This is a genomic window from Flagellimonas rhodophyticola (assembly GCF_049332665.1).
Lineage (GTDB): Bacteria > Bacteroidota > Bacteroidia > Flavobacteriales > Flavobacteriaceae > Flagellimonas.
Map to the genome: position 1 here is coordinate 1,758,244 of NZ_CP186326.1, position 19,445 is coordinate 1,777,688.

The following is a 19,445-nucleotide window of genomic DNA, read 5'->3' on the forward strand; positions in this document are numbered from 1 at the left end:
CTACTTTCTAATTTCAGTATCTACAATTTGAATATACATGCGCATAGCCTCTTCAACACTTATGCTTTTAGCTTGGATAAGTGCATTTGCCTTGAAGGCATTGATTAAAGGTGTCTTACTTCCAGGGTTGTCGAAATTCTTATTGGCAATTTTAAAATAGGCGTAGAGTTTGAGCAATAAATCTGCTGGCATAGGTTCTGTATAACTATTTACAAAGGCAACAGCTTCTTTAAACTGGATATTTAGTTCTTCACTAGTCATCCTTTTCCCTAAATGATGCAATACAGGTTTTGGCGCCTACCACTTTTTGACCCAATTTAACAGCTATGTCACAATCCAAAGGCAAAAATAAATCTACCCTTGAGCCAAATTTTATGAATCCAGCATCCTGGCCTTGTGCTACTTGCTCACCTTCTTCAGCGTAATTTACGATACGACGGGCCAATGCCCCTGCAATTTGCCGATATCCAATTTCACCAAATTTTGGTGTGTGCAACACCACAGTGGTGCGCTCATTTTCAGTACTTGATTTGGGATGCCATGCAACCAAGTATTTTCCTGGATGGTATTTGGAATAGGTTACTGTACCACTGGCGGCATATCTTGTAACATGTACATTCAAAGGTGACATAAAAATGGATACTTGCTTTCGCATCCCTTTAAAATATTCCGGTTCTTCCACTTCTTCAATGACCACCACCTTACCATCCACAGGAGCCAAAATTTCATCAAAATTTGGCGTAACCAAACGTCTTGGATTTCTGAAGAATTGCAGAATAAGTATCAAAAGAACCAGGGCAACAACCTGGACAGCAATCCGAACCCATTCAATATTGATGTAAAACTGTGCAGAAAGGACCATAGCTACCACAGTAAAAAAAGTGATAATTATGATTTTTTGGCCTTCTCTATGAAACATATGAAAATATATTAAGTATCAAATACGCAAATGGCGCGGCAAATACAAGACTATCTAAACGATCCCAAATTCCACCATGACCTGGTAAAATAGCTCCACTGTCTTTGACGCCGGCTACCCGTTTAAATTTTGATTCCAACAAATCTCCCAAGCTTCCGGCAACCACAATTGTTGTGGCCAACACCATCCATTGAAAAAGAGTTAAGCTGGTCTCATATTTGGCTAAAATATAAGCCGCGATTAATGCAAAAATAAGACCTCCTAAAGAACCTTCCACAGTTTTTTTTGGAGAAACTGAAGGAAATAGTTTAGTTCTGCCTAAAGTTCGACCCACCAAATAAGCAAATGTGTCGTTGACCCATATTAAAATAAAGATGCCCATGATAAGGAATTGGGCGAAAGAATTTTGCTTATAAGGTATCATGGTCAAGAAAATACAACCACCTCCGATGTAAAAAACGGCGATGACAAACTTCTGAAGACCAGTAAAATGCTTTTCTTTTTTAGAAAACAAGAAGACCAACAATGCCAAGTCTACGGTAATGGTAAGCAGCATTAGAATAGTAATTAAAATACTGTCCTGAATCAAATAAATAAATACCCACCAGAGGGCTAGGTAGGCAACAAAGATGTAGTAATGTTTTAATCGGACAATTTTTTTGAACTCGTACAAACAAGCCAGACCAAATACCATAAAAAGAAAATCGAAAGCATCTGAACTCAAAAATACTGTGCCCAGCAGAAGTACTGCATAGATAAGCCCTGTAATAGAGCGTCTTAGGATTTCTTTCATGTAGTTAGTAGTCTTCTAGCAGTAAAAGATATACATTTTTTGAGGCACTACCGTAAGAAAGAAAATCATTTTTGTTTTCTGGGGTGGGTTGAAAATGTTTTAGTGTGGTGATATTATTGGGGATATTCTTTTGATATTTTTCCTTGATGACCTTGAGTCCTTCGCTGATGGAATCGACCAGTTGACTGGTTGTAGCAAAGACGATGAGATTTGCAGGTAGCTCATCCAGTTTCTTTTCTTTGATTTGATTGGAACACACCAAAATTGAACCATTATGGGCTATTAAATGCTCACATGTGGTGAAGAAGATTTTACTCTCCTTTCTATTTTCAGTGAATTCTATTTTTTCAGAAGAGAACCTACTTTTCAGTCTTTGATCCATCACATAGAAGAGATGGTTTTGCCAATCATTTTCAGAAATTATATTCTGGAGTGCTTCTGAAACCTCGGAGTCGTCTTCGCAGTAAATGAACTTTCCACCATTCTTTTTGAAATAGATGGTGAACTTTTCATCAACGGGGATTTTTAAATCAGGCATGTGTTCCCCGCGAGTTTCCATGGTTTCTTTAGAAACCTTTTTACCACCTCCAAAAAGTTTGTCAAAAACTCCCATTTATGGTATCAAGAATAGTTGTCCGATGTGATACTGTATAATGAAAACTTGAAAATTATTCTGCTGTCTCAGTCTCCAATTCCTCTTTTTCGAAAGGTCTTTTTCCGAAAATCTTCTCCAAATCATCCTTAAAGATAACTTCTTTTTCCAACAACCGATCCGCCAATTCTTTTAATTTGTCCTTATGGTCATCCAAAAGTTTAATGGCACGTTGGTATTGTTCTTCTATGATTTTGGAGATTTCCTCATCAATCTTTTGCGCAGTTTCTTCACTATAGGGTTTAGTGAAACCATATTCATTGTTGCCCGAAGAATCATAATAGGTTATGTTTCCTAGTTGCTCATTCAATCCATATATGGTAACCATGGCCCTGGCTTGTTTAGTCACTTTTTCAAGGTCGCTCAAAGCACCAGTTGATATTTTATCAAAAATAACACGTTCTGCTGCTCTTCCTCCCATAGTTGCACACATTTCATCCAGCATTTGCTCTGGACGAACAATCAAACGTTCTTCCGGTAAATACCACGCTGCACCCAGCGATTGTCCACGAGGTACAATGGTCACTTTTACCAAGGGAGCGGCATGTTCCAACATCCAACTTACAGTGGCATGACCAGCTTCATGATAAGCAATGGTCTTTTTCTCTTCTACGGTAATTATTTTATTTTTCTTCTCAAGACCTCCCACAATTCGATCTACAGCATCCAAGAAATCTTGCTTGTTTACCGCTTTTTTCTCCTTACGAGCTGCAATAAGCGCCGCCTCGTTACACACATTGGCAATATCTGCACCCGAAAAACCGGGAGTTTGCTTTGCGAGAAAATCCAAATCTAAGGTTTCTGCCGTTTTTATCGGACGCAGATGGACTTCAAAAATTTCTTTTCTTTCCCTTATGTCTGGAAGGTCCACATAAATTTGACGATCAAATCGACCGGCACGCATCAAGGCTTTATCCAATACATCGGCACGGTTGGTCGCCGCCAATACAATAACGTTGGTATTGGTTCCAAAACCATCCATTTCGGTAAGAAGCTGATTCAGGGTGTTTTCCCTTTCATCATTGGAGCCTGTAAAATTATTTTTACCTCTAGCTCTACCAATGGCATCAATTTCATCAATGAAAATAATCGCCGGAGATTTATCTTTTGCTTGCTTAAAAAGGTCCCGTACTCGTGAAGCACCTACACCCACAAACATTTCAACAAAATCCGAACCGGATAAAGAGAAAAAAGGAACTTTTGCTTCTCCTGCAACGGCTTTGGCAAGAAGTGTTTTACCTGTTCCCGGAGGACCTACTAAAAGTGCCCCTTTTGGGATTTTTCCACCGAGCGAGGTGTATTTATCCGGATTTTTAAGGAACTCCACAATTTCTTGAACTTCTTCCTTGGCACCTTCAAGTCCAGCTACATCTTTAAAAGATGTACGAGTATCTGTTTTCTCATCAAAAAGCTTTGCCTTGGATTTTCCGATATTGAAAATCTGCCCACCGGCACCGCCTCCTGCACCACCGGACATTCTTCGCATGAGATAAATCCAGATTCCGATAATCAACGCGAAGGGCAATAGTGAAAGCAACAGTTCACCCAAAACGTTGGATTCTGTGTCAAAATCTACGACTGTGTCAAGATTGTTCTCTTTTTTGATGCTCTTTATCTCATCTTCAAAATTTTGAAGATCACCATAATCCAAAATATATTGCGGAATCTTCCCGGTCGAAAAGTTGAATGGTTTATCGGCAACGTTTCGATGCACATCTTTTTGAAGCGCTTCTTCGGTCAAGAATACTTTCGCCTGACGGGCATTGGTGATGATCAATATTTCTTTAATGTCCCCATTTCGTAAAAACTCCTGTAGTTCTGAAGTAGTCGTCTTTTCAGTACTTGCTAAACTGTTTCCACCAAAGAATTGAAATCCTATGATCAAAGCAATTACTACGCCGTAGATCCACCAGGAACTGAAACGAGGTTTTTTAGGGGTGTTTGAATTGTTTTCTTTTGCCATTTTGTTTAAGAATTGTAGCTGCTCTCCACCATAGTTACTTTGGCATCTCCCCAAAGTCCTTCAATGTCGTAGAATTCCCTAATCTGTTTTTGAAATACATGCACAACAACATTAACATAATCCATTAAAACCCATTCTGCGTTTTCCGAACCCTCAACATGCCAAGGTTTATCCTGTATGGCTTTGCTGACAGTTTTTTGGATGGATGATACAATTGCGTTTACATGCGTGTTGGAAGTACCGTTGCAGATAATAAAGTAGTCACAAACTGTGTTTTCAATTTCCCTAAGATCAAGCAGATTCACATCTACTCCTTTAACTTCTTCTATTCCATGTAATATTAAGGCAATCAGTTCATCTGCGCTAGCTTTCGTTTTCTGCATTCAAAAATTTTAGTTTCTACAAAGTTATATTTTTTTTGTTTTCTTAGCCCTAGATTTTAACATATCATTGGACGCATCTCATTGGGAGAACTATCACAAATAATCAAACTTGATGCCACGGGCTCTACGAACCTTTATTTAAAGGATTTATTGCAGTCTTCTTCACTGCGTGATTATACTGCTGTTGTAGCAAAATCGCAAGTCAAAGGAAGAGGGCAAATGGGAGCTTCATGGCAATCTGAATCAGGTAAAAACCTGACTGTTAGTGTTTTGAAAAAGCTTGATGCTATGCCTATTATACATCAGTTCAATTTGAACATTGGTGTTTCACTAGCACTATTCGATGTTTTAAGGAGGTTGAATATTCCTGATTTAAAGGTGAAGTGGCCCAACGACATTATGTCAGGCGGGAACAAAATTTGTGGCATTCTGATTGAAAATATTTTGAAAGGCCAGCAAATTCAAAGCTCTATTATAGGGATTGGACTGAATGTGAACCAAGTTTCCTTTGAAAATTTGGAGAAAGTAGCCTCTTTAAAATCGTTAACTGGAAGATTTTTTGATTTGGAGGAACTTTTAACCGATTTGTTGGAACGGCTTAGGTTTTATCTTGACGATATCGAAACAAAAACCGTACGGCAATTAATACCCTCTTACGAGAAACTGCTGTTTAGAAAAGACAAGCCCTCAACTTTTACTGATAAACAAAACATCATGTTCATGGGTTTCATCAGAGGGGTGTCAAACGAAGGCAGACTAGTGGTAGAACTAGAGGACAAAATCTTTAAGGAGTTTAACCTTAAGGAAGTTTCACTCTTGTATTAGGGAATCCTATCCATATTTGCGGAAAGTGTCTCCATAAAGTTGGTGATGGGAGATTTTATCATCATCGCCATCATCGCATTGAATTCTCCTTCAAAGCTTAACGCAACTTCACTTTCGTTTTCCCCCAAGGAAGTGATATCTCCTGTCAAAGTAAAGGGCAATTTATCGCTGGCCGCGCCTAAAACCACTTTACTATTAGGTGTTTGTTCTTTTAATCGAAGTACAATTTCTGGCATACCTTTTAAGGCAAATCGGAAAGTTTTTTCATCAAGAACTTCAAATTTGTCAATATTGTCAGGCATAAGGGTTTCAAAATTCTTGATGTCAGTCAAGAAGTCGAAAACCTCTTTATCGCTTTTGGCTACGTTCTTTTTTGGAGTTTCAATGTGCATTTTGTTCTATTGTTTCCATTGTTGTGGATTTGTTTTCCACTCCAATAGGGTATGTTGATGTGATTCTTTTATGTAATTGGTGTCAGACGCTTGATCAATTAAATGCTCATAGTCTGACAATGTATTTAGTGCTACCTCTTCCGATTCGAAATTAGTGGTCGTAATCGAAAAACCGTATGTAAAAATAGCCACCATGCCTTTTACATTTGCACCTTGCTCTCGCAAAGCCCTTACTGCATTTAAACTACTTTTACCAGTACTTATAAGGTCCTCGATGACCACCACATTTTGTCCAGCTTCCAATTGGCCTTCAATTTGGTTTTGCCTACCATGGGATTTGGGCTCCGGCCTTACATATATAAAGGGAAGGCCCATGGCTTCTGCTACTAAAATGCCAATTCCTATAGCTCCTGTGGCCACTCCTGCGATAATATCTGGTTTGCCATAAAGCGTTTCAACTTGCTTTGCCATTTCTTCCCGGACATAATTTCGTATTTCCGGATAGGAGAGCATAATTCTATTATCGCAATAGATTGGAGATTTCCATCCAGAAGCCCATGTAAATGGATTTTCTGGTTCCAACTTAATTGCATTAATTTGTAACAGAAGTTCGGCAGTTTTTCGTGCGGTATCTTTGTTTAAAACCATTGCGCAAATGTATAAAGTTTTTGTTAATGAGTCTCCACTCATTTTAACAAATGAGCGCCAAGATAATTCAAATGGAAACCTCTTCTCCTTAGACGGGGATTCTATATTGATGGCCATAGATTCATTATCCAAGGGTAGGTTGAAAGAAGCCTATATTTATCACGCTGATGAGGAAAAAATCCTTGATGTTTTTATGCACAAAATCCCGGTTGTGGTGGCGGGTGGCGGGTTTGTTACAAACCCGAAAGGCAAAGTACTTTTTATATATAGGAACAACAAATGGGATCTTCCCAAAGGGAAGGTTGATAAGGGTGAATCTATTGAAAGAGCCGCTATTCGGGAAGTGGAGGAGGAAACAGGTGTAAAAGACCTTGTTATTGATAAATTTCTTCGCACCACATATCATGTTTTTAAACGAAATGGGGAATATCGATTAAAGTTGGTACACTGGTTTTCCATGTATACCACCTATTCTGGCAAACTTGTTGGGCAATTGGATGAGGGTATTGAAAAAGTGAAATGGAAGGGCCCTAAGAAAACAAAGAAAGCCTTAAAAAACTCGTACCACAATATAAGGGTATTGTTCGAAGGTTGGATTATTCCGGAAGAATAGCTGCGGCACTGCTTCCTTTTGCAATACGATATATTGGATATCTTAAATAAGGTGCTTCGCGATATGTTGACCTTTGATAAATCCAATCTAACTGTGCATACCAATTTTGCGCAAAATCTTCATCCAATTCTTTTTTGATCAAAAAATTTCCTCTAAGCGTTGAATCCTTTTGCAGAAGTTCTAGAGCTACATCTTCAAAAACGTAGGGTGAGAAACCTTCTTTTTGTTGTAGTATCATATCAAAGAAATTCCAATTAAAAAAGGAGTCATCAGCTTGTGGCTCCAAAGTTTCCAGAAGATATCGCATTCCACTTTGGTTTGTTGGAACAATATAATCACCAACTTGGAATGAGATTTTGAGATTGCTCTTTTTAACCTTTACATTGGAGTGGGGATAATGCCCTTCATAGGGCGATTCTCGGGTATCATACTCCAAAATTTGATATGATTCCACGGTAAGAGATGTGTCTTGGTCCAAATTAAAGTACTCGATATTATTTGCCTCTAAACGTTGAACCACCTTATTCCAACTTCGTTTGATAACATAAGCAGCCGGAATGTTTATGGTATCCTTGGGTACATAGTAATTGTAATATGTTGTCTCTTGGGTAAATGGTTTGCTTTGATCATACTTTAATCGCGCGAGCCCGGTAACCTCACTGGTTATTTGTGAAGCTTCATAACCTTTAAAATTTAAGGTGGAATTTCTGGTTGTATCCAATTGCCAGTTGAAATAATATTTGGATTGGTTCAAATTTTCTTCTTGAGTCTGTTCCCTTAGTTTTCGAATATTGTCAAATTCTTTTTCTACAACTCCAACAACACTTTCCATGAGTTCATAGGTTCCCTCAACCCTTTTTTTATAAGGTTTTAGCATATGGGTCTCTACCATAAGCCCAAGCGTATTCCACAATGTGGTGTATCCAGTGGAATAACGTGGATGGTCCATAAATTGACTAAAACCTAATTCGGGAGGTCTATTGAAAACGTTTACATATGGGGTGATGTCCCAATCTTTTTTCTCAAGGGATTCTTCTACTTTAGGTCTAAATTCTTTGTTGAGATAGGTGCCCAGTTTTCCTCCCAATTTGTTGTGCTGGGTGAACAAGTGTGTCAAGGTATATTGATAATCGGCACCATTGCTTACATGATTGTCAATGAAAATATCTGGTTTTACCAAATGGAAAATTTGCGAAAACGTCTCTGCATTTTTGGTGTCCATTTTTATGAAATCGCGATTGAGATCATAATTAAGTGCATTTCCTCTAAAACCATATTCTTTCGGTCCATTTTGATTGGCCCTTGTATGGGAGTTTCTATATAGCGATCCTCCAATATTATATATGGGAATAGTGACCAAAACCGTTTTTTTTGGGTAGGATAGCTTTTGAGTGGCCAAATCGCGGTACAACAACATTGTGGCATCAATCCCATCACTTTCACCAGGATGAATACCATTATTTATTAAAACAATAGCCTTTTCTTCCCTTACGCGGTCAAAGTTGAAATCGCCATCTGGATTGAAGGTCACCACATGAAGTGGATACCCACTATCGGTCTCTCCAATGGTCTGGATGTTGATTTCTGGGAAGTCTTTGGCCAGCCTGATGTAAAAATCAATGGTTTCTTGGTATGTAGCGGTCTCAGTGCCCTCCGAGTTTTCATAAGAGGTTTGATACGAGACAACTTCATCCTGTGTCTTTGTTTCGCACGAAAGCAAAAACAGTAGTACGGTGGGGAAAATAATGTACTTCAATTGTTGGTGTAACTGGTTTAAAAATAGTTGGAAAACAAAATTCCAATAGATAAAAATAGGGAATATTAACCGAATGATCGGATATTCATCCTGTTAAGATCAGCTGCCTCTATTTGATAAATAGGTTTGTTTCTAAAATTTAAATAATGCCAGCATTTTAACCTAAAATCGTTCCATTTTTGATAATCGGAAGGATCTATTGATGATGTTATTACATTGATGATGATTTTATCCTTTAGATTCAATGTGACAAATTCTTCCAGAAACTCCCATCCATCCATGATGGGCATGTTAATGTCTAAAAAAATGACTTCCGGTGCCGGTATTCCCGATTGAATCCGCTCATGCAGATTGTCAAGGGCCAATCTTCCATTTTCAAATGATTCGATGTCATTGCAGCTTACAATGGTCTTGAGCATTTTTTTTATGCCAAAAACCGTAATATGATCATCATCAATAATGTATATGCTATTGATTTCCTTCATGTACAGTCCGTGGTTTAACTTTCCTCGTTGAAATAAACATTAAATGTGGCACCTTTATCCACTTCACTGTTCACCGTGATGCTACCACCCATGGCTTCAATCTGGTTTTTTATGATATACAGCCCTAGACCTCTTGCATCCTTGTTGTTATGGAAAGTTTTGTACATGCCAAAGATTTTGTTGCCATACCTGTTCAAATCAATTCCCATCCCATTATCGGAGATACTGAAAATGACATTGTCTTCTTGTTTTTTAGCATTTAAAGAAATAACAGGAGTTACATTCTGCTGGCGATATTTTACAGCATTGGTTACCAAGTTTAATATGATGCTTTCCAAATAAGCGGGAACACTTTTTACCGTTAGGTGGTCGGGAACAGAATTGATGAATTCTACCTTATTTCGTTCTAAAAAGGCCGAAAGATTCTGCTGTACTTTAATAATATTTTCATTCAAGTTTATGGATTTTTTATCCATATTGACATTGGTACTGATGTCTACGACTTCGTTCAAATTTTCCAAGGTGTCCAATAAATTGTCCGACGCATGCGTGAGCATTCCCATGATTCGCTCTTTTTCGGATTGATCTTTTTCTTTAACCAGAAAATCAAGCAGCATGGAAAAATTGGCTGTGTGCGACCTTAGGTTGTGGGAAACAATATGCGCAAAGTTGATAAGCTTTTTGTTTTGGATTGCAGTGACGTTAATGAGGTTTCTTAATTGATCCTCCTTTTGTTTCATATGTGTAATATCCATGCTCATGCCAATCAGACCATAAGCCTTACCGTTTAAATCCAACAAAGGTATTTTTGAGGTCAGGAAATTGGTAATGCTCCCATCCTTTCTAACATTAATGGTTTCGGCACCCACCATAGGCTTTTGCGTGCGCATTACCTCAAGGTCTTCATCTCTCGAGATTTGCGCCACATCTTTGTTATAGAGATCAAAATCCGTTTTTCCAATAAGATCCTCCGGTTTGGCGCCCAGATATTCACATTCAGATTTGTTGACCAGTACCTTCCTGGAATCTTTGTCCTTGATAAAAACATTTAAAGGAAGATTATCAATCAATGTGGTCAATAATTGTTCGCTTTCCTTTGTTTTGGTTTCGGCCTTGACCTGCTCATGAACATCTTGAAACGTTCCAAAGAGTTTAATCACTTTGCCATCCTTTTTAATGGCTTTTCCCCCGGCAGCGACCCAACGTTCTTCCCCGGTATGGGTAATTATCATTAAGCGCTCGTTGTAGGACACACCATTTTCCAATAGCTTGTGAAAAAGCATCGATATCCTATTGCGGCTATAGCCTTGTTTGTAAAAGAAAAGACCTTCTGCGACGTTAGGCTTGTATGTGGAGGGAACCTGATGTATTTTTTTGGTCATAGTGCACCAGGTGAGACTTTCTTTAGCTATATCGTACTCCCAACTTCCTACCCTGGCGACTTCAGATTTAGCTTTTAGGAGGGTATTTATTCGCTTGAGTTCAGCTTCTTTGATTACCTCTTCATTGATACAGTCTGTTTGTATAATGGTTCCCAAGAGATTTTCTTCTTCATCAAACCAAGGAGAAAAGGTACTTTCGAACCAATTTTTCCCAGAATCAGAGACAATTTCATGACGTAGTTTCCGTGTTTTGGTTTCCGTTAGACATTGTTTTAATTCACTAGTCTTAAACCCTTGATGCGAACTGAATAGTTGTGTGATTTCGGCTTTCTTGAAAGCATCAGGTTGTGCTTTAAATACAGATAGCCAAGAATCCGAAGCGATAGCCAACGTATGCTGTCTGTCTATTAATGCGGTGGGTTTGGGTAATTGTTTTATGAGGTAGGAATGGGGGATGGTTTCAATTGCTTTCAAAATGTAGGTTTAGATTTGGAATTAAGAAATTTCCTACTAAAATATAAGCGTTAACCTACATATCTAAGATATTGTTGTGAACAGACCAAAATCTGTTGTTGTATCGATGAATGGTAGCTTTTCGAAGCTAGTTCACTAAGAAGTGAAGGTGATCCTCACTAAATGACTTAAAGTTGAAATCTATGATTTTACAACCACTGTATCCGGGACCAAACCGGTATAATCCCCACCATTTCTAATAACATCCCGAACAATTGAGGAACTTATGTACGATTTTCCAGATGATGTTAATAAGAACACAGTTTCTATCTCGGATAATTTTCGGTTGGTGTGGGCAATTGCTTTTTCAAATTCGAAATCTCCTGGATTTCTAAGTCCTCTTAAAATAAAATCAGCTTCTACCTTTTTGCAAAAGTCCACGGTAAGGCCTTCATAGGTAACTACTTTAATTTTCGGCTCGTCCTTAAATGCTTCATCAATAAAGCTCATGCGCTCTTCCAGTGAAAACATGTATTTTTTATCGGCATTGACACCAATGGCAATCAACAGTTCATCAAACAAGGTGATTCCTCTTTTTATAATGTCATAATGACCTAAGGTCAAGGGATCAAATGAACCTGGAAAAATAGCACGTCTCATTATTGGCATGTTTTTTTAAAAATACTGATTTTCTATGGCATTGCTTCTTCAATGGAACTGCCAAACAAGTCTTCCAGTGAAATACCTGCAGCTTTTGCTTGCTGGGGTAGAATACTTTCTTCTGTTAATCCCGGGGTCGTATTAACTTCCAGCAAATATGGTTCATCACCAACAAAGATGAATTCACTTCTGCTGTAACCGGTTAGGTCTAAGACCTTATAGATTTGTGCTGCCAGTTTTGAAACCCTTTCCTCTTGGATTTTTGTAATTCTAGCTGGCGTGATTTCCTGTGATTTCCCTAGATACTTAGCTTCAAAATCAAAAAAATCATTCTCAGAAACAATTTCAGTAATAGGTAAAACCGTGACTTTTTTATTGTGGGTAATCACTCCCACGGATACCTCTGTGCCATCTAAAAAAGTTTCGATAATTATCTCATTGTCCTCAGAAAAAGCATGATCAATGGCTGATTTTAATTCTTCTTTTTTATAAACCTTGCTGATACCATAACTGCTGCCAGCTCTGTTGGCCTTAACAAAGCAAGGAAGACCAACTTTCTTTATAATACTTTCCTCATTGATTTGGTCCCCTTTATTTATATAATAGGACGTGGCACACTGTACATTGTAAGGTTTAAGTACGCTTAATAAATCCCGCTTGTTAAAGGTTAGAGCTGCCTGGTACTGACTGCAAGAAGTTTGGGGAATGTTCAAAAGTTCAAAATAAGCTTGAAGCAGTCCATCTTCCCCGGGTGTTCCATGCACTGCGTTGAAAACGCAATCAAACAGAATCTTTTTGCCATCAACGGTTACACTAAAATCCGATTTGTCTACCGGAAATTCTTTGGCATAGGAACTTAGGTGAAACCACCTTTCTTTCTGAATAATAATGCGGTAGGGAGAGTATTTTTTTGGGTCTAAATATTTGTAGACCACGTTCCCACTTTTAATGGAGATTTCGTACTCACTTGAATAACCACCCATAATGATGGCGATGTTTTTTTTCATCGGCTTGTCGAATCGCTTTGTCAAAGTAAAGAAAAAAGCACTGGCTTTCCTATATTTGTTCAGATAAGGCATTTTGCATGAAACATTTTTTTAATTTCATAAGAAGTAAGGTATTTCTCATCCAGTTGGGCTTGGCCTTAATTGCTTCGATACTTGTTGTATTCCTGATACTAAGTTGGTTAAAGAGCACTACAAACCATGGTGAGTTTGTTGAAGTTCCCGATTTTTCCAAAATGTCGGTTATGGAAATGCGCAAGACGGTCGAAGACGCAGGTTTGCGATATCAGGTTTTGGATTCTTCAAATTATAATCCAGAATACCCAAGATTTTCCATCCTTGAGCAGAATCCTGCCGCGGGAAACAAAGTCAAATCGAATAGAAAAATCTATTTTACAGTTAACCCATCGGGCTACAAAAAAGTTACAGTTCCCGACATTATTCAGGTCACTCAAAGAAACGCAACATCCATGCTTCGAGCAGTAGGACTTGAAGTTCAAAGAGTTACTTATATCGATGAATTGGGTCGTGATATGGTCTATCGCATGAAGTTCAAAGGAAAATACATTAAGCCAGGGGATAAGTTGCCAAAAACATCAAAAGTTGAACTTATCTGTGGTAACGGAACTATTCCCGGAAGTGCACGAGTGCAAGCAGATTCCGAATAATCATGGGACCATCTGAAAACCCTGAACTTTCCCAGGACGAACTTTTTGAACATCACAAATTTGTAGCTTCTAAAGGGCAAGAGCCTTTACGTGTGGATAAATTTTTAATGAATTTCATTGAAAATGCCACTCGAAATAAAATCCAACAAGCGGCCAAACAAGGCCATATTTGGGTGAATGATACCATTGTAAAGCAAAATTATAAGGTAAAGGCGGGCGATGAGGTCAAAGTGATGTTTGAACATCCACCGTATGAGTTTTTGCTGACCCCGGAAAATATACCGTTAGATATCGTCTATGAAGATGACACCTTACTAGTGGTTAACAAACCAGCCGGAATGGTGGTTCATCCAGGACATGGAAATTATTCGGGAACCTTAATAAATGCCTTGGTCCATCACTTTGATAACCTACCCAAGAATAGTTCAGAAAGACCAGGTTTGGTGCACCGGATAGATAAAGATACTTCCGGATTGTTGGTAATAGCCAAGACCGAGTTAGCCATGACTCATTTGGCAAAGCAGTTTTTTGATAAAAGCAGCGAACGTGAATATTTGGCATTAGTCTGGGGCAACGTAGACGAAGATGAGGGAACCATCGAAGGAAATATTGCTCGGAATCCGAAAAATCGTTTGCAAATGATGGTTTTTCCAGAAGGTGACCAGGGAAAAGAGGCGGTAACCCATTATAAAGTTGTTGAGCGCTTAGGTTATGTCACTTTGGTTTCGTGCAAGCTTGAAACCGGCAGAACGCATCAAATTAGGGTTCATATGAAGTATATTGGACACACGCTTTTCAGTGATGAACGTTATGGCGGGGAGAAGATTTTGAAGGGAACTACCTTTACCAAATACAAGCAGTTTGTTGAAAATGCCTTCAAAATTTTACCCAGACAAGCATTACATGCAAAAACCTTGGGGTTTGAACACCCAGTGACCGGAGAATTTATGCGTTTTGATTCTGACCTGCCAGACGACATGGTCAATTGTATTGAAAAATGGAGAGCCTACGCCAAACACAATGAGCAATAGATTTCTTCAATCTTTGGATTGAAAACACCTTTAGGCTTAATTACCATAAATCCAATTACATCCTTATTTTTACTTAAAATTACTTTGATGAAAATTGTTATTTCTCCAGCAAAGTCACTTGATTTCGATTCAGCTTTGCCTACTTCAAAATATAGCCAACCCCAATTTTTGGAAGAATCAAAAAAACTGAATGCAGTTTTGGCCAAGAAAAAACCAAAAGCCTTATCTAAATTGATGTCCATTTCAGATAACTTGGCAGAACTCAACTGGCAGCGAAACCAGCGATTTTCAACTCCATTTACTACTGAGAACGCTAGACCAGCAGTATTTTCCTTTAATGGCGATGTATACCAAGGTCTTGATGCTTTTTCTATCCCAGAAGAGAAACTAGATAGTTTACAAGATACTCTTCGAATACTTTCAGGACTTTATGGAATACTTAAGCCTTTGGATTTAATTCAGCCTTATCGCCTGGAAATGGGCACTCAATTGAAAGTGGCTCGAAAGAAAAATCTTTATGAATTCTGGAAAAAACAGCTTACCAATCACTTGAATGAGGAGCTAGAAGATGGCGAGCTGTTTATCAATCTTGCGAGCAATGAATATTTTGGAGCTATTGATGAAAAAAATTTGAAGGTTCCTGTTATCACTCCCATCTTTAAGGATTGGAAGAACGATAAGCTGAAGGTAATCAGTTTCTTCGCCAAAAAAGCAAGAGGTTCCATGGTTCGTTATATTCTGGATAACGATGTGAATTCCATGGAGAAACTTAAGGGATTTGATTATGATGGATATCTGTTCAGCGCAGAACATACATTAAAAGCGGATCAGCCGGTCTTTGTGCGATAATTTTCTCTTTTTGAACCTTCAATGTTAGGTTTGTAGACATCAAATCATAAATTGTGATGTGCCTAAATAAGTGTGTGATGTTCGCCATTTATCACGATCTTTGAGGTTCATTTACTTTAAAGAACTAACCATTCCGAAGAAATTATGCAGCAGTCAAGACGTTTAGAAGAATTCAAAAGGTCGGTCACCAATAAATTCAATATATATAATAGTCTATTTTTAAGCTTGCCGTATCAAAATATCGAAAATGTGGGGATGTTGATTCCACTTTTGTTTGAGCAATGCGAAAAAGGACTTAAGGCAGGTAAAAAGCCCCAAGAGATTTTAGAAACGTTTTTCTCCAACTTTGTCGATATTAAAGATGAACGTGAACGTCTGGATTTTATGTTCAAGGTAATCCAGTATGTTGAACGTCAGGTAGTGTTGTATGACAGTGTTGAAGATTCTGCATTTCCACGACTGCAAGAACACACGAATTCCTTATCCATAAAAGATTATTTTGAATTGGTCAATAGCACCAAAAATTGGGATAAAATTTCAAGTTCTTTGTCCACTTTTAGTGCCCGGATAGTCCTCACAGCTCACCCAACGCAATTTTATACCCCTGCAGTTTTGGATATAATTACGGAACTACGTTCACTGATAAATCAGAACAAGGTCGATGATATTGACCTTACATTGCAACAATTGGGACTTACATCCTTGGTGAATGCTAAAAAACCAACTCCACTGGATGAGGCGAAAAACATCATTTATATTTTACGAAATACGTATTATGATGCCGTAGGGGAACTATTCCATTATGTAAAGAGTAAAACCCATAATGAGAAGTTCGATAATTACAATATCATTAAACTTGGATTTTGGCCAGGGGGAGATAGGGATGGAAACCCATTTGTCACAGCCAAAATTACACAGCAAGTGGCAGATGAGCTTCGATTGACCTTGATGAAATGTTATTACAATGAACTCAAGGAACTTCGTAAAAAACTAACCTTTAAAGACTTACAGGAAGACCTTAATGCCCTTAGTGACAAACTCTACACGGCAATGTTCGACGCAAAGGCCGTAATCTCCTATGAGGAAATCATTGAGCAGTTGGCACAAATACGGGCAAAGCTTGAAAAAAAATACCATAAGCTGTATTTAAAACGATTGGATCAGTTTATAAATAAAGTCCATATTTTCAGAACACATTTTGCCAGTTTGGATATCAGACAAGATCATAGCAAACATAAGTTGGTCGTCGAAGCAGTACTTAAACAACAAGGTGCCATTAAAGAATCTTTGGATGAGCTTTCTGATAAACAATTACAGCAGTGGTTATTGAAGAAAGACTTGAAACTGAACCCTAGAGATTTCGATGATGAAATTGTAAAAGATACCTTGACCAATATAGGACAGCTGAAAAAGATTCAGAAGAACAATGGTGAAGATGGTTGCAATAGATATATCATTAGCAACTCGGAGGATATTTATGCAGTACTTTTTGTGTTTGGATTGTTTAGATGGTGTGGATGGAAAGAAGACGAAATCACTTTCGACATTATTCCATTGTTTGAGACCATGAAAGGTATGGAGGAATCAGAAGGTGTCATGCAAACCTTGTTCAACATGCCCCAGTATCGACAGCATTTAGAACGAAGGAAAGATATCCATACCATTATGTTAGGCTTTTCTGATGGAACCAAAGATGGTGGGTACCTAAAAGCAAACTGGTCTATTCTAAAAACCAAAGAGACCCTCAGCAAAGTATGCAAGAAGAACAGTATCAAAGCAATCTTCTTTGATGGAAGGGGAGGTCCGCCAGCGCGTGGAGGTGGTAAAACGCATCGTTTTTATGCGGCACAGACCAAAGATGTGGCCAATCACGAAATCCAGCTTACAATTCAGGGACAAACCATTACAAGTACCTACGGTACAAAAGAGCAATTCAAGCACAATTCAGAGCAATTGCTTACTGCAGGTCTTAGTAATAATATGTACGGAAAAGAACATGTGATTTCTGCCGAACAACGAAAGCTTATTGAAAAGCTTTCAGAGCTTAGTTTCGCTAAATATGATGCTTTAAAACAACACGATAAGTTCATCCCATATCTAGAGCATCGAAGTACTTTAAAATACTATACTAAAGCCAATATTGGCAGTAGACCTGGAAAACGTGGCAATAAAAAGCAACTAGAGCTTACCGATTTACGAGCTATCTCCTTTGTTGGATCATGGAGTCAGTTGAAGCAAAATGTACCGGGTTATTTCGGTATCGGGTCAGCTATTCAACAGCTTAAAAGTGAAGGGAAACTAGCTCAAGTAAAGAAACTGTATAAAGAAGTTCCTTTCTTTAGGGCTTTGATGCACAACAGTATGATGTCTTTGGCAAAGACCAACTTCGACCTTACAGGTTACATGAAAGAGGATGAGGAATTTGGAGAATTTTGGAACATTCTTCACGAAGAATACCAACTGTCAAAGAAAATGTTGCTTCAAATCTCAGGGCTCAATATACTCATGGAGGATGAAGCAGTTTCAAGGGAGTCGGTAAAGATTCGAGAGAAGATAGTGCTTCCATTATTGGTGATTCAACAGAATGCACTGTACCATATTACGAAGAATTCTGAATTTAAGGATGTGTATGAAAAGATTGTGACCCGCTCCCTCTACGGTAATATCAACGCAAGTAGGAATTCGGCGTAACATAAATCTTGAGTATCAAACCATTTCTGCATACACACCCATATAAACCTTTCCTTTTTAAGGAAGCCACTAAAGTTATTGTGGGCACATTACCGCCTCCAAGATTTACTACTGGAGACCTTAAGGATGATGATGTTAATTTCTGTTATGGCAGCAGAAATGGCATGCTCTGGCCTATTTTGGACAGAATTTTTGGCTTAAACTTAAAGTTTGAAACCACTACTGAGGCAACCCAACAGCGAAAGCAATTTTTGCTGGAACAAAAGATTGGGGTTTGCGATATTGTTCACAGTGCTGAACGCGAGAAAGTCGATGCGTCAGATCTTGGGATGCAGAATGTTAAACTCAGGAATTTGGTAGGATACCTTCAGGAATATCCTAATATAGAAACGATACTTTTTATGGGGGGAAATAGTAAAAATGGCCCAGAATATTTCTTCCGTAGGCAATTAAAAGAATATGAATTGAAACTTGATGTTGTTAGCGAAATAGTCCCTAGAATACATCAATTCGACATCTCTCTTCTTGAAACTTCAATTAAAAAGCCAAGAATTATTAAAACTGTTTCGCTAACAGCTCCTTCGGGTGCTGCGAATCGGGCAGTGGGTAGTCTACAAACCTACAAGGATTTAAAAACAGCTGACCCAAAATTTAATACACTTGATTTCAGGGTGATGCAGTACCGGGAATTCTTTGAATGACTAGTTGTTGAAATGTGGAACTCGTTTTAAAACAGTGTACGTTTTAACCGGTTTTATGCGCTTTATTTCAATTTCTCTGATGATTTTTGACACCGCCAAGTCAAAGCGCTTTTTAGGCATAGGCTTCATTAGAAAATCATCAATTCCGTAGTCGAATGCCTTTTTTGCAAATTCGGCCCAGGTTGAATTCATTACGATTGCAGTATTGATTTCAATGCTATCCAGAAGTTCAAAGGCGTTGACTTCATCCATCAGCACATCAAGGAAAACAATATCAACTTTGTTGTCATATATGGCTTTGATTCCTTCATAAGGATTTCCATGGGAGCCAACCAGTTCCAAATCAGGGTGATTTTTAATTAGAATCGAGGTAGCTAGGCGTTGAATCGAAGAATCATCAATAACTAAGGTAGTATACTTCATAGTAAGCGGTTTGGGAATACTAAAATTAACTTTACTATTTGTTTTCCAGTAATAATGAAGATGTACTGCTGTTTGACTGGGATGAAATCACAATTTGACAGATTTTATTGACAATCAACCTATTAAAAGATGGATGAAAGTGCACTTTTACCGT

The 19,445-nt window shown here is 38.3% G+C and carries 21 protein-coding genes; 7 read left to right on the forward strand and 14 right to left on the reverse strand.

All coding sequences use genetic code 11. From position 1 onward, the window contains the following. From ACOKFG_RS07875 to rsfS, 6 genes are read right to left on the reverse strand one after another with little or no spacing between them, the layout of a single operon-like run. Complete coding sequence (locus ACOKFG_RS07875) at positions 1 to 261, reverse strand: acyl-CoA-binding domain-containing protein (RefSeq protein ID WP_298794695.1); 261 nt, start codon at positions 259 to 261, stop codon at positions 1 to 3. Further along, the gene (locus tag ACOKFG_RS07880) at positions 254 to 919 is read right to left on the reverse strand and encodes a phosphatidylserine decarboxylase family protein (protein ID WP_298794693.1); all 666 of its coding nucleotides are present in this window, start codon (positions 917 to 919) and stop codon (positions 254 to 256) included. The genes ACOKFG_RS07875 and ACOKFG_RS07880 overlap by 8 nt, the downstream gene beginning before the upstream one ends. Further along, positions 909 to 1,712 (reverse strand): phosphatidate cytidylyltransferase, encoded by an 804-nt coding sequence (locus ACOKFG_RS07885; protein ID WP_298794691.1) that lies wholly within the window; start codon positions 1,710 to 1,712, stop codon positions 909 to 911. Before ACOKFG_RS07885 ends, ACOKFG_RS07880 begins: the two co-directional genes overlap by 11 nt. A gap of 4 nt (positions 1,713 to 1,716) precedes the next feature. Next, complete coding sequence (locus ACOKFG_RS07890; RefSeq protein ID WP_298794687.1) at positions 1,717 to 2,325, reverse strand: LUD domain-containing protein; 609 nt, start codon at positions 2,323 to 2,325, stop codon at positions 1,717 to 1,719. A 55-nt stretch (positions 2,326 to 2,380) separates the two neighbouring features. Beyond that, positions 2,381 to 4,327: an ATP-dependent zinc metalloprotease FtsH gene (gene ftsH, locus ACOKFG_RS07895; protein WP_298794685.1), complete on the reverse strand. Its 1,947-nt coding sequence runs from the start codon at positions 4,325 to 4,327 to the stop codon at positions 2,381 to 2,383. A gap of 5 nt (positions 4,328 to 4,332) precedes the next feature. After that, on the reverse strand, positions 4,333 to 4,710 hold the full coding sequence (gene rsfS, locus ACOKFG_RS07900; RefSeq protein ID WP_298794683.1) for a ribosome silencing factor: 378 nt from the start codon (positions 4,708 to 4,710) through the stop codon (positions 4,333 to 4,335). An 81-nt stretch (positions 4,711 to 4,791) separates the two neighbouring features. Here rsfS and ACOKFG_RS07905 point away from each other — a divergent pair, with 81 nt between their 5' ends. Beyond that, on the forward strand, positions 4,792 to 5,535 hold the full coding sequence (locus ACOKFG_RS07905; protein WP_299175509.1) for a biotin--[acetyl-CoA-carboxylase] ligase: 744 nt from the start codon (positions 4,792 to 4,794) through the stop codon (positions 5,533 to 5,535). On the opposite strand, the gene ACOKFG_RS07910 is transcribed toward ACOKFG_RS07905, so the two are convergent. Continuing rightward, positions 5,532 to 5,927, reverse strand: coding sequence for an SRPBCC family protein (locus tag ACOKFG_RS07910; protein WP_299175507.1), 396 nt, complete (start codon positions 5,925 to 5,927; stop codon positions 5,532 to 5,534). The genes ACOKFG_RS07905 and ACOKFG_RS07910 overlap by 4 nt on opposite strands. 6 nt (positions 5,928 to 5,933) lie before the next feature. Beyond that, a complete protein-coding gene (gene pyrE / locus ACOKFG_RS07915; protein ID WP_422862148.1) occupies positions 5,934 to 6,575 on the reverse strand; it encodes an orotate phosphoribosyltransferase in 642 nt (213 codons plus the stop codon). Positions 6,576 to 6,582: 7 nt separating this feature from the next. Here pyrE and ACOKFG_RS07920 point away from each other — a divergent pair, with 7 nt between their 5' ends. Continuing rightward, positions 6,583 to 7,188: an NUDIX domain-containing protein gene (locus ACOKFG_RS07920; protein ID WP_298794675.1), complete on the forward strand. Its 606-nt coding sequence runs from the start codon at positions 6,583 to 6,585 to the stop codon at positions 7,186 to 7,188. On the opposite strand, the gene ACOKFG_RS07925 is transcribed toward ACOKFG_RS07920, so the two are convergent. The 5 genes from ACOKFG_RS07925 to ACOKFG_RS07945 form a co-directional block, all read right to left on the reverse strand. Further along, positions 7,172 to 8,944 carry a M14 family metallopeptidase gene (locus ACOKFG_RS07925; RefSeq protein WP_422862149.1) on the reverse strand — a complete coding sequence of 591 codons (1,773 nt, stop codon included), beginning with the start codon at positions 8,942 to 8,944 and terminating at the stop codon, positions 7,172 to 7,174. The two genes, ACOKFG_RS07920 and ACOKFG_RS07925, sit on opposite strands and share 17 nt — an antisense overlap. Positions 8,945 to 9,009: 65 nt before the next feature. Further along, a complete protein-coding gene (locus tag ACOKFG_RS07930) occupies positions 9,010 to 9,429 on the reverse strand; it encodes a response regulator (RefSeq protein ID WP_298794670.1) in 420 nt (139 codons plus the stop codon). 14 nt (positions 9,430 to 9,443) lie between these two features. Further along, positions 9,444 to 11,285, reverse strand: coding sequence for a sensor histidine kinase (locus ACOKFG_RS07935; protein WP_422862150.1), 1,842 nt, complete (start codon positions 11,283 to 11,285; stop codon positions 9,444 to 9,446). A 180-nt stretch (positions 11,286 to 11,465) separates the two neighbouring features. Beyond that, entirely contained in the window at positions 11,466 to 11,924 is a 459-nt protein-coding gene (coaD, locus tag ACOKFG_RS07940) for a pantetheine-phosphate adenylyltransferase (RefSeq protein WP_422862151.1), read from the reverse strand. A 32-nt stretch (positions 11,925 to 11,956) separates the two neighbouring features. After that, positions 11,957 to 12,931 (reverse strand): D-alanine--D-alanine ligase, encoded by a 975-nt coding sequence (locus ACOKFG_RS07945; RefSeq protein WP_422862152.1) that lies wholly within the window; start codon positions 12,929 to 12,931, stop codon positions 11,957 to 11,959. Positions 12,932 to 13,008: 77 nt separating this feature from the next. Between ACOKFG_RS07945 and ACOKFG_RS07950 the strand changes: the two genes are divergently transcribed. The 5 genes from ACOKFG_RS07950 to ACOKFG_RS07970 all read left to right on the forward strand — a co-directional run bounded on the left by ACOKFG_RS07950 (position 13,009) and on the right by ACOKFG_RS07970 (position 18,868). Next, positions 13,009 to 13,596, forward strand: coding sequence for a PASTA domain-containing protein (locus tag ACOKFG_RS07950; protein ID WP_298794661.1), 588 nt, complete (start codon positions 13,009 to 13,011; stop codon positions 13,594 to 13,596). A gap of 2 nt (positions 13,597 to 13,598) precedes the next feature. Then, positions 13,599 to 14,627, forward strand: a complete 1,029-nt coding sequence (locus ACOKFG_RS07955; RefSeq protein ID WP_422862153.1) for an RluA family pseudouridine synthase — start codon at positions 13,599 to 13,601, stop codon at positions 14,625 to 14,627. 87 nt (positions 14,628 to 14,714) lie between these two features. Further along, entirely contained in the window at positions 14,715 to 15,476 is a 762-nt protein-coding gene (yaaA, locus tag ACOKFG_RS07960) for a peroxide stress protein YaaA (protein WP_422862154.1), read from the forward strand. Between the two features lie 144 nt (positions 15,477 to 15,620). Further along, positions 15,621 to 18,167 carry a phosphoenolpyruvate carboxylase gene (locus tag ACOKFG_RS07965; protein WP_422862155.1) on the forward strand — a complete coding sequence of 849 codons (2,547 nt, stop codon included), beginning with the start codon at positions 15,621 to 15,623 and terminating at the stop codon, positions 18,165 to 18,167. Between the two features lie 8 nt (positions 18,168 to 18,175). Next, complete coding sequence (locus tag ACOKFG_RS07970; protein ID WP_298794653.1) at positions 18,176 to 18,868, forward strand: uracil-DNA glycosylase family protein; 693 nt, start codon at positions 18,176 to 18,178, stop codon at positions 18,866 to 18,868. On the opposite strand, the gene ACOKFG_RS07975 is transcribed toward ACOKFG_RS07970, so the two are convergent. After that, positions 18,869 to 19,291: a response regulator gene (locus ACOKFG_RS07975; RefSeq protein ID WP_299175486.1), complete on the reverse strand. Its 423-nt coding sequence runs from the start codon at positions 19,289 to 19,291 to the stop codon at positions 18,869 to 18,871. Positions 19,292 to 19,445: the final 154 nt, after the last annotated feature.

What these genes read in the sequence shown, in the direction of transcription:
- ACOKFG_RS07875 (WP_298794695.1), bottom strand. Translation starts at nt 261, where the DNA reads ATGACTAGTGAAGAACTAAATATCCAGTTTAAAGAAGCTGTTGCCTTT.
- ACOKFG_RS07880 (WP_298794693.1), bottom strand. Translation starts at nt 919, where the DNA reads ATGTTTCATAGAGAAGGCCAAAAAATCATAATTATCACTTTTTTTACT.
- ACOKFG_RS07885 (WP_298794691.1), bottom strand. Translation starts at nt 1,712, where the DNA reads ATGAAAGAAATCCTAAGACGCTCTATTACAGGGCTTATCTATGCAGTA.
- ACOKFG_RS07890 (WP_298794687.1), bottom strand. Translation starts at nt 2,325, where the DNA reads ATGGGAGTTTTTGACAAACTTTTTGGAGGTGGTAAAAAGGTTTCTAAA.
- ftsH (WP_298794685.1), bottom strand. Translation starts at nt 4,327, where the DNA reads ATGGCAAAAGAAAACAATTCAAACACCCCTAAAAAACCTCGTTTCAGT.
- rsfS (WP_298794683.1), bottom strand. Translation starts at nt 4,710, where the DNA reads ATGCAGAAAACGAAAGCTAGCGCAGATGAACTGATTGCCTTAATATTA.
- ACOKFG_RS07910 (WP_299175507.1), bottom strand. Translation starts at nt 5,927, where the DNA reads ATGCACATTGAAACTCCAAAAAAGAACGTAGCCAAAAGCGATAAAGAG.
- pyrE (WP_422862148.1), bottom strand. Translation starts at nt 6,575, where the DNA reads ATGGTTTTAAACAAAGATACCGCACGAAAAACTGCCGAACTTCTGTTA.
- ACOKFG_RS07920 (WP_298794675.1), top strand. Translation starts at nt 6,583, where the DNA reads ATGTATAAAGTTTTTGTTAATGAGTCTCCACTCATTTTAACAAATGAG.
- ACOKFG_RS07930 (WP_298794670.1), bottom strand. Translation starts at nt 9,429, where the DNA reads ATGAAGGAAATCAATAGCATATACATTATTGATGATGATCATATTACG.
- coaD (WP_422862151.1), bottom strand. Translation starts at nt 11,924, where the DNA reads ATGAGACGTGCTATTTTTCCAGGTTCATTTGATCCCTTGACCTTAGGT.
- ACOKFG_RS07945 (WP_422862152.1), bottom strand. Translation starts at nt 12,931, where the DNA reads ATGAAAAAAAACATCGCCATCATTATGGGTGGTTATTCAAGTGAGTAC.
- ACOKFG_RS07950 (WP_298794661.1), top strand. Translation starts at nt 13,009, where the DNA reads ATGAAACATTTTTTTAATTTCATAAGAAGTAAGGTATTTCTCATCCAG.
- ACOKFG_RS07955 (WP_422862153.1), top strand. Translation starts at nt 13,599, where the DNA reads ATGGGACCATCTGAAAACCCTGAACTTTCCCAGGACGAACTTTTTGAA.
- yaaA (WP_422862154.1), top strand. Translation starts at nt 14,715, where the DNA reads ATGAAAATTGTTATTTCTCCAGCAAAGTCACTTGATTTCGATTCAGCT.
- ACOKFG_RS07965 (WP_422862155.1), top strand. Translation starts at nt 15,621, where the DNA reads ATGCAGCAGTCAAGACGTTTAGAAGAATTCAAAAGGTCGGTCACCAAT.
- ACOKFG_RS07975 (WP_299175486.1), bottom strand. Translation starts at nt 19,291, where the DNA reads ATGAAGTATACTACCTTAGTTATTGATGATTCTTCGATTCAACGCCTA.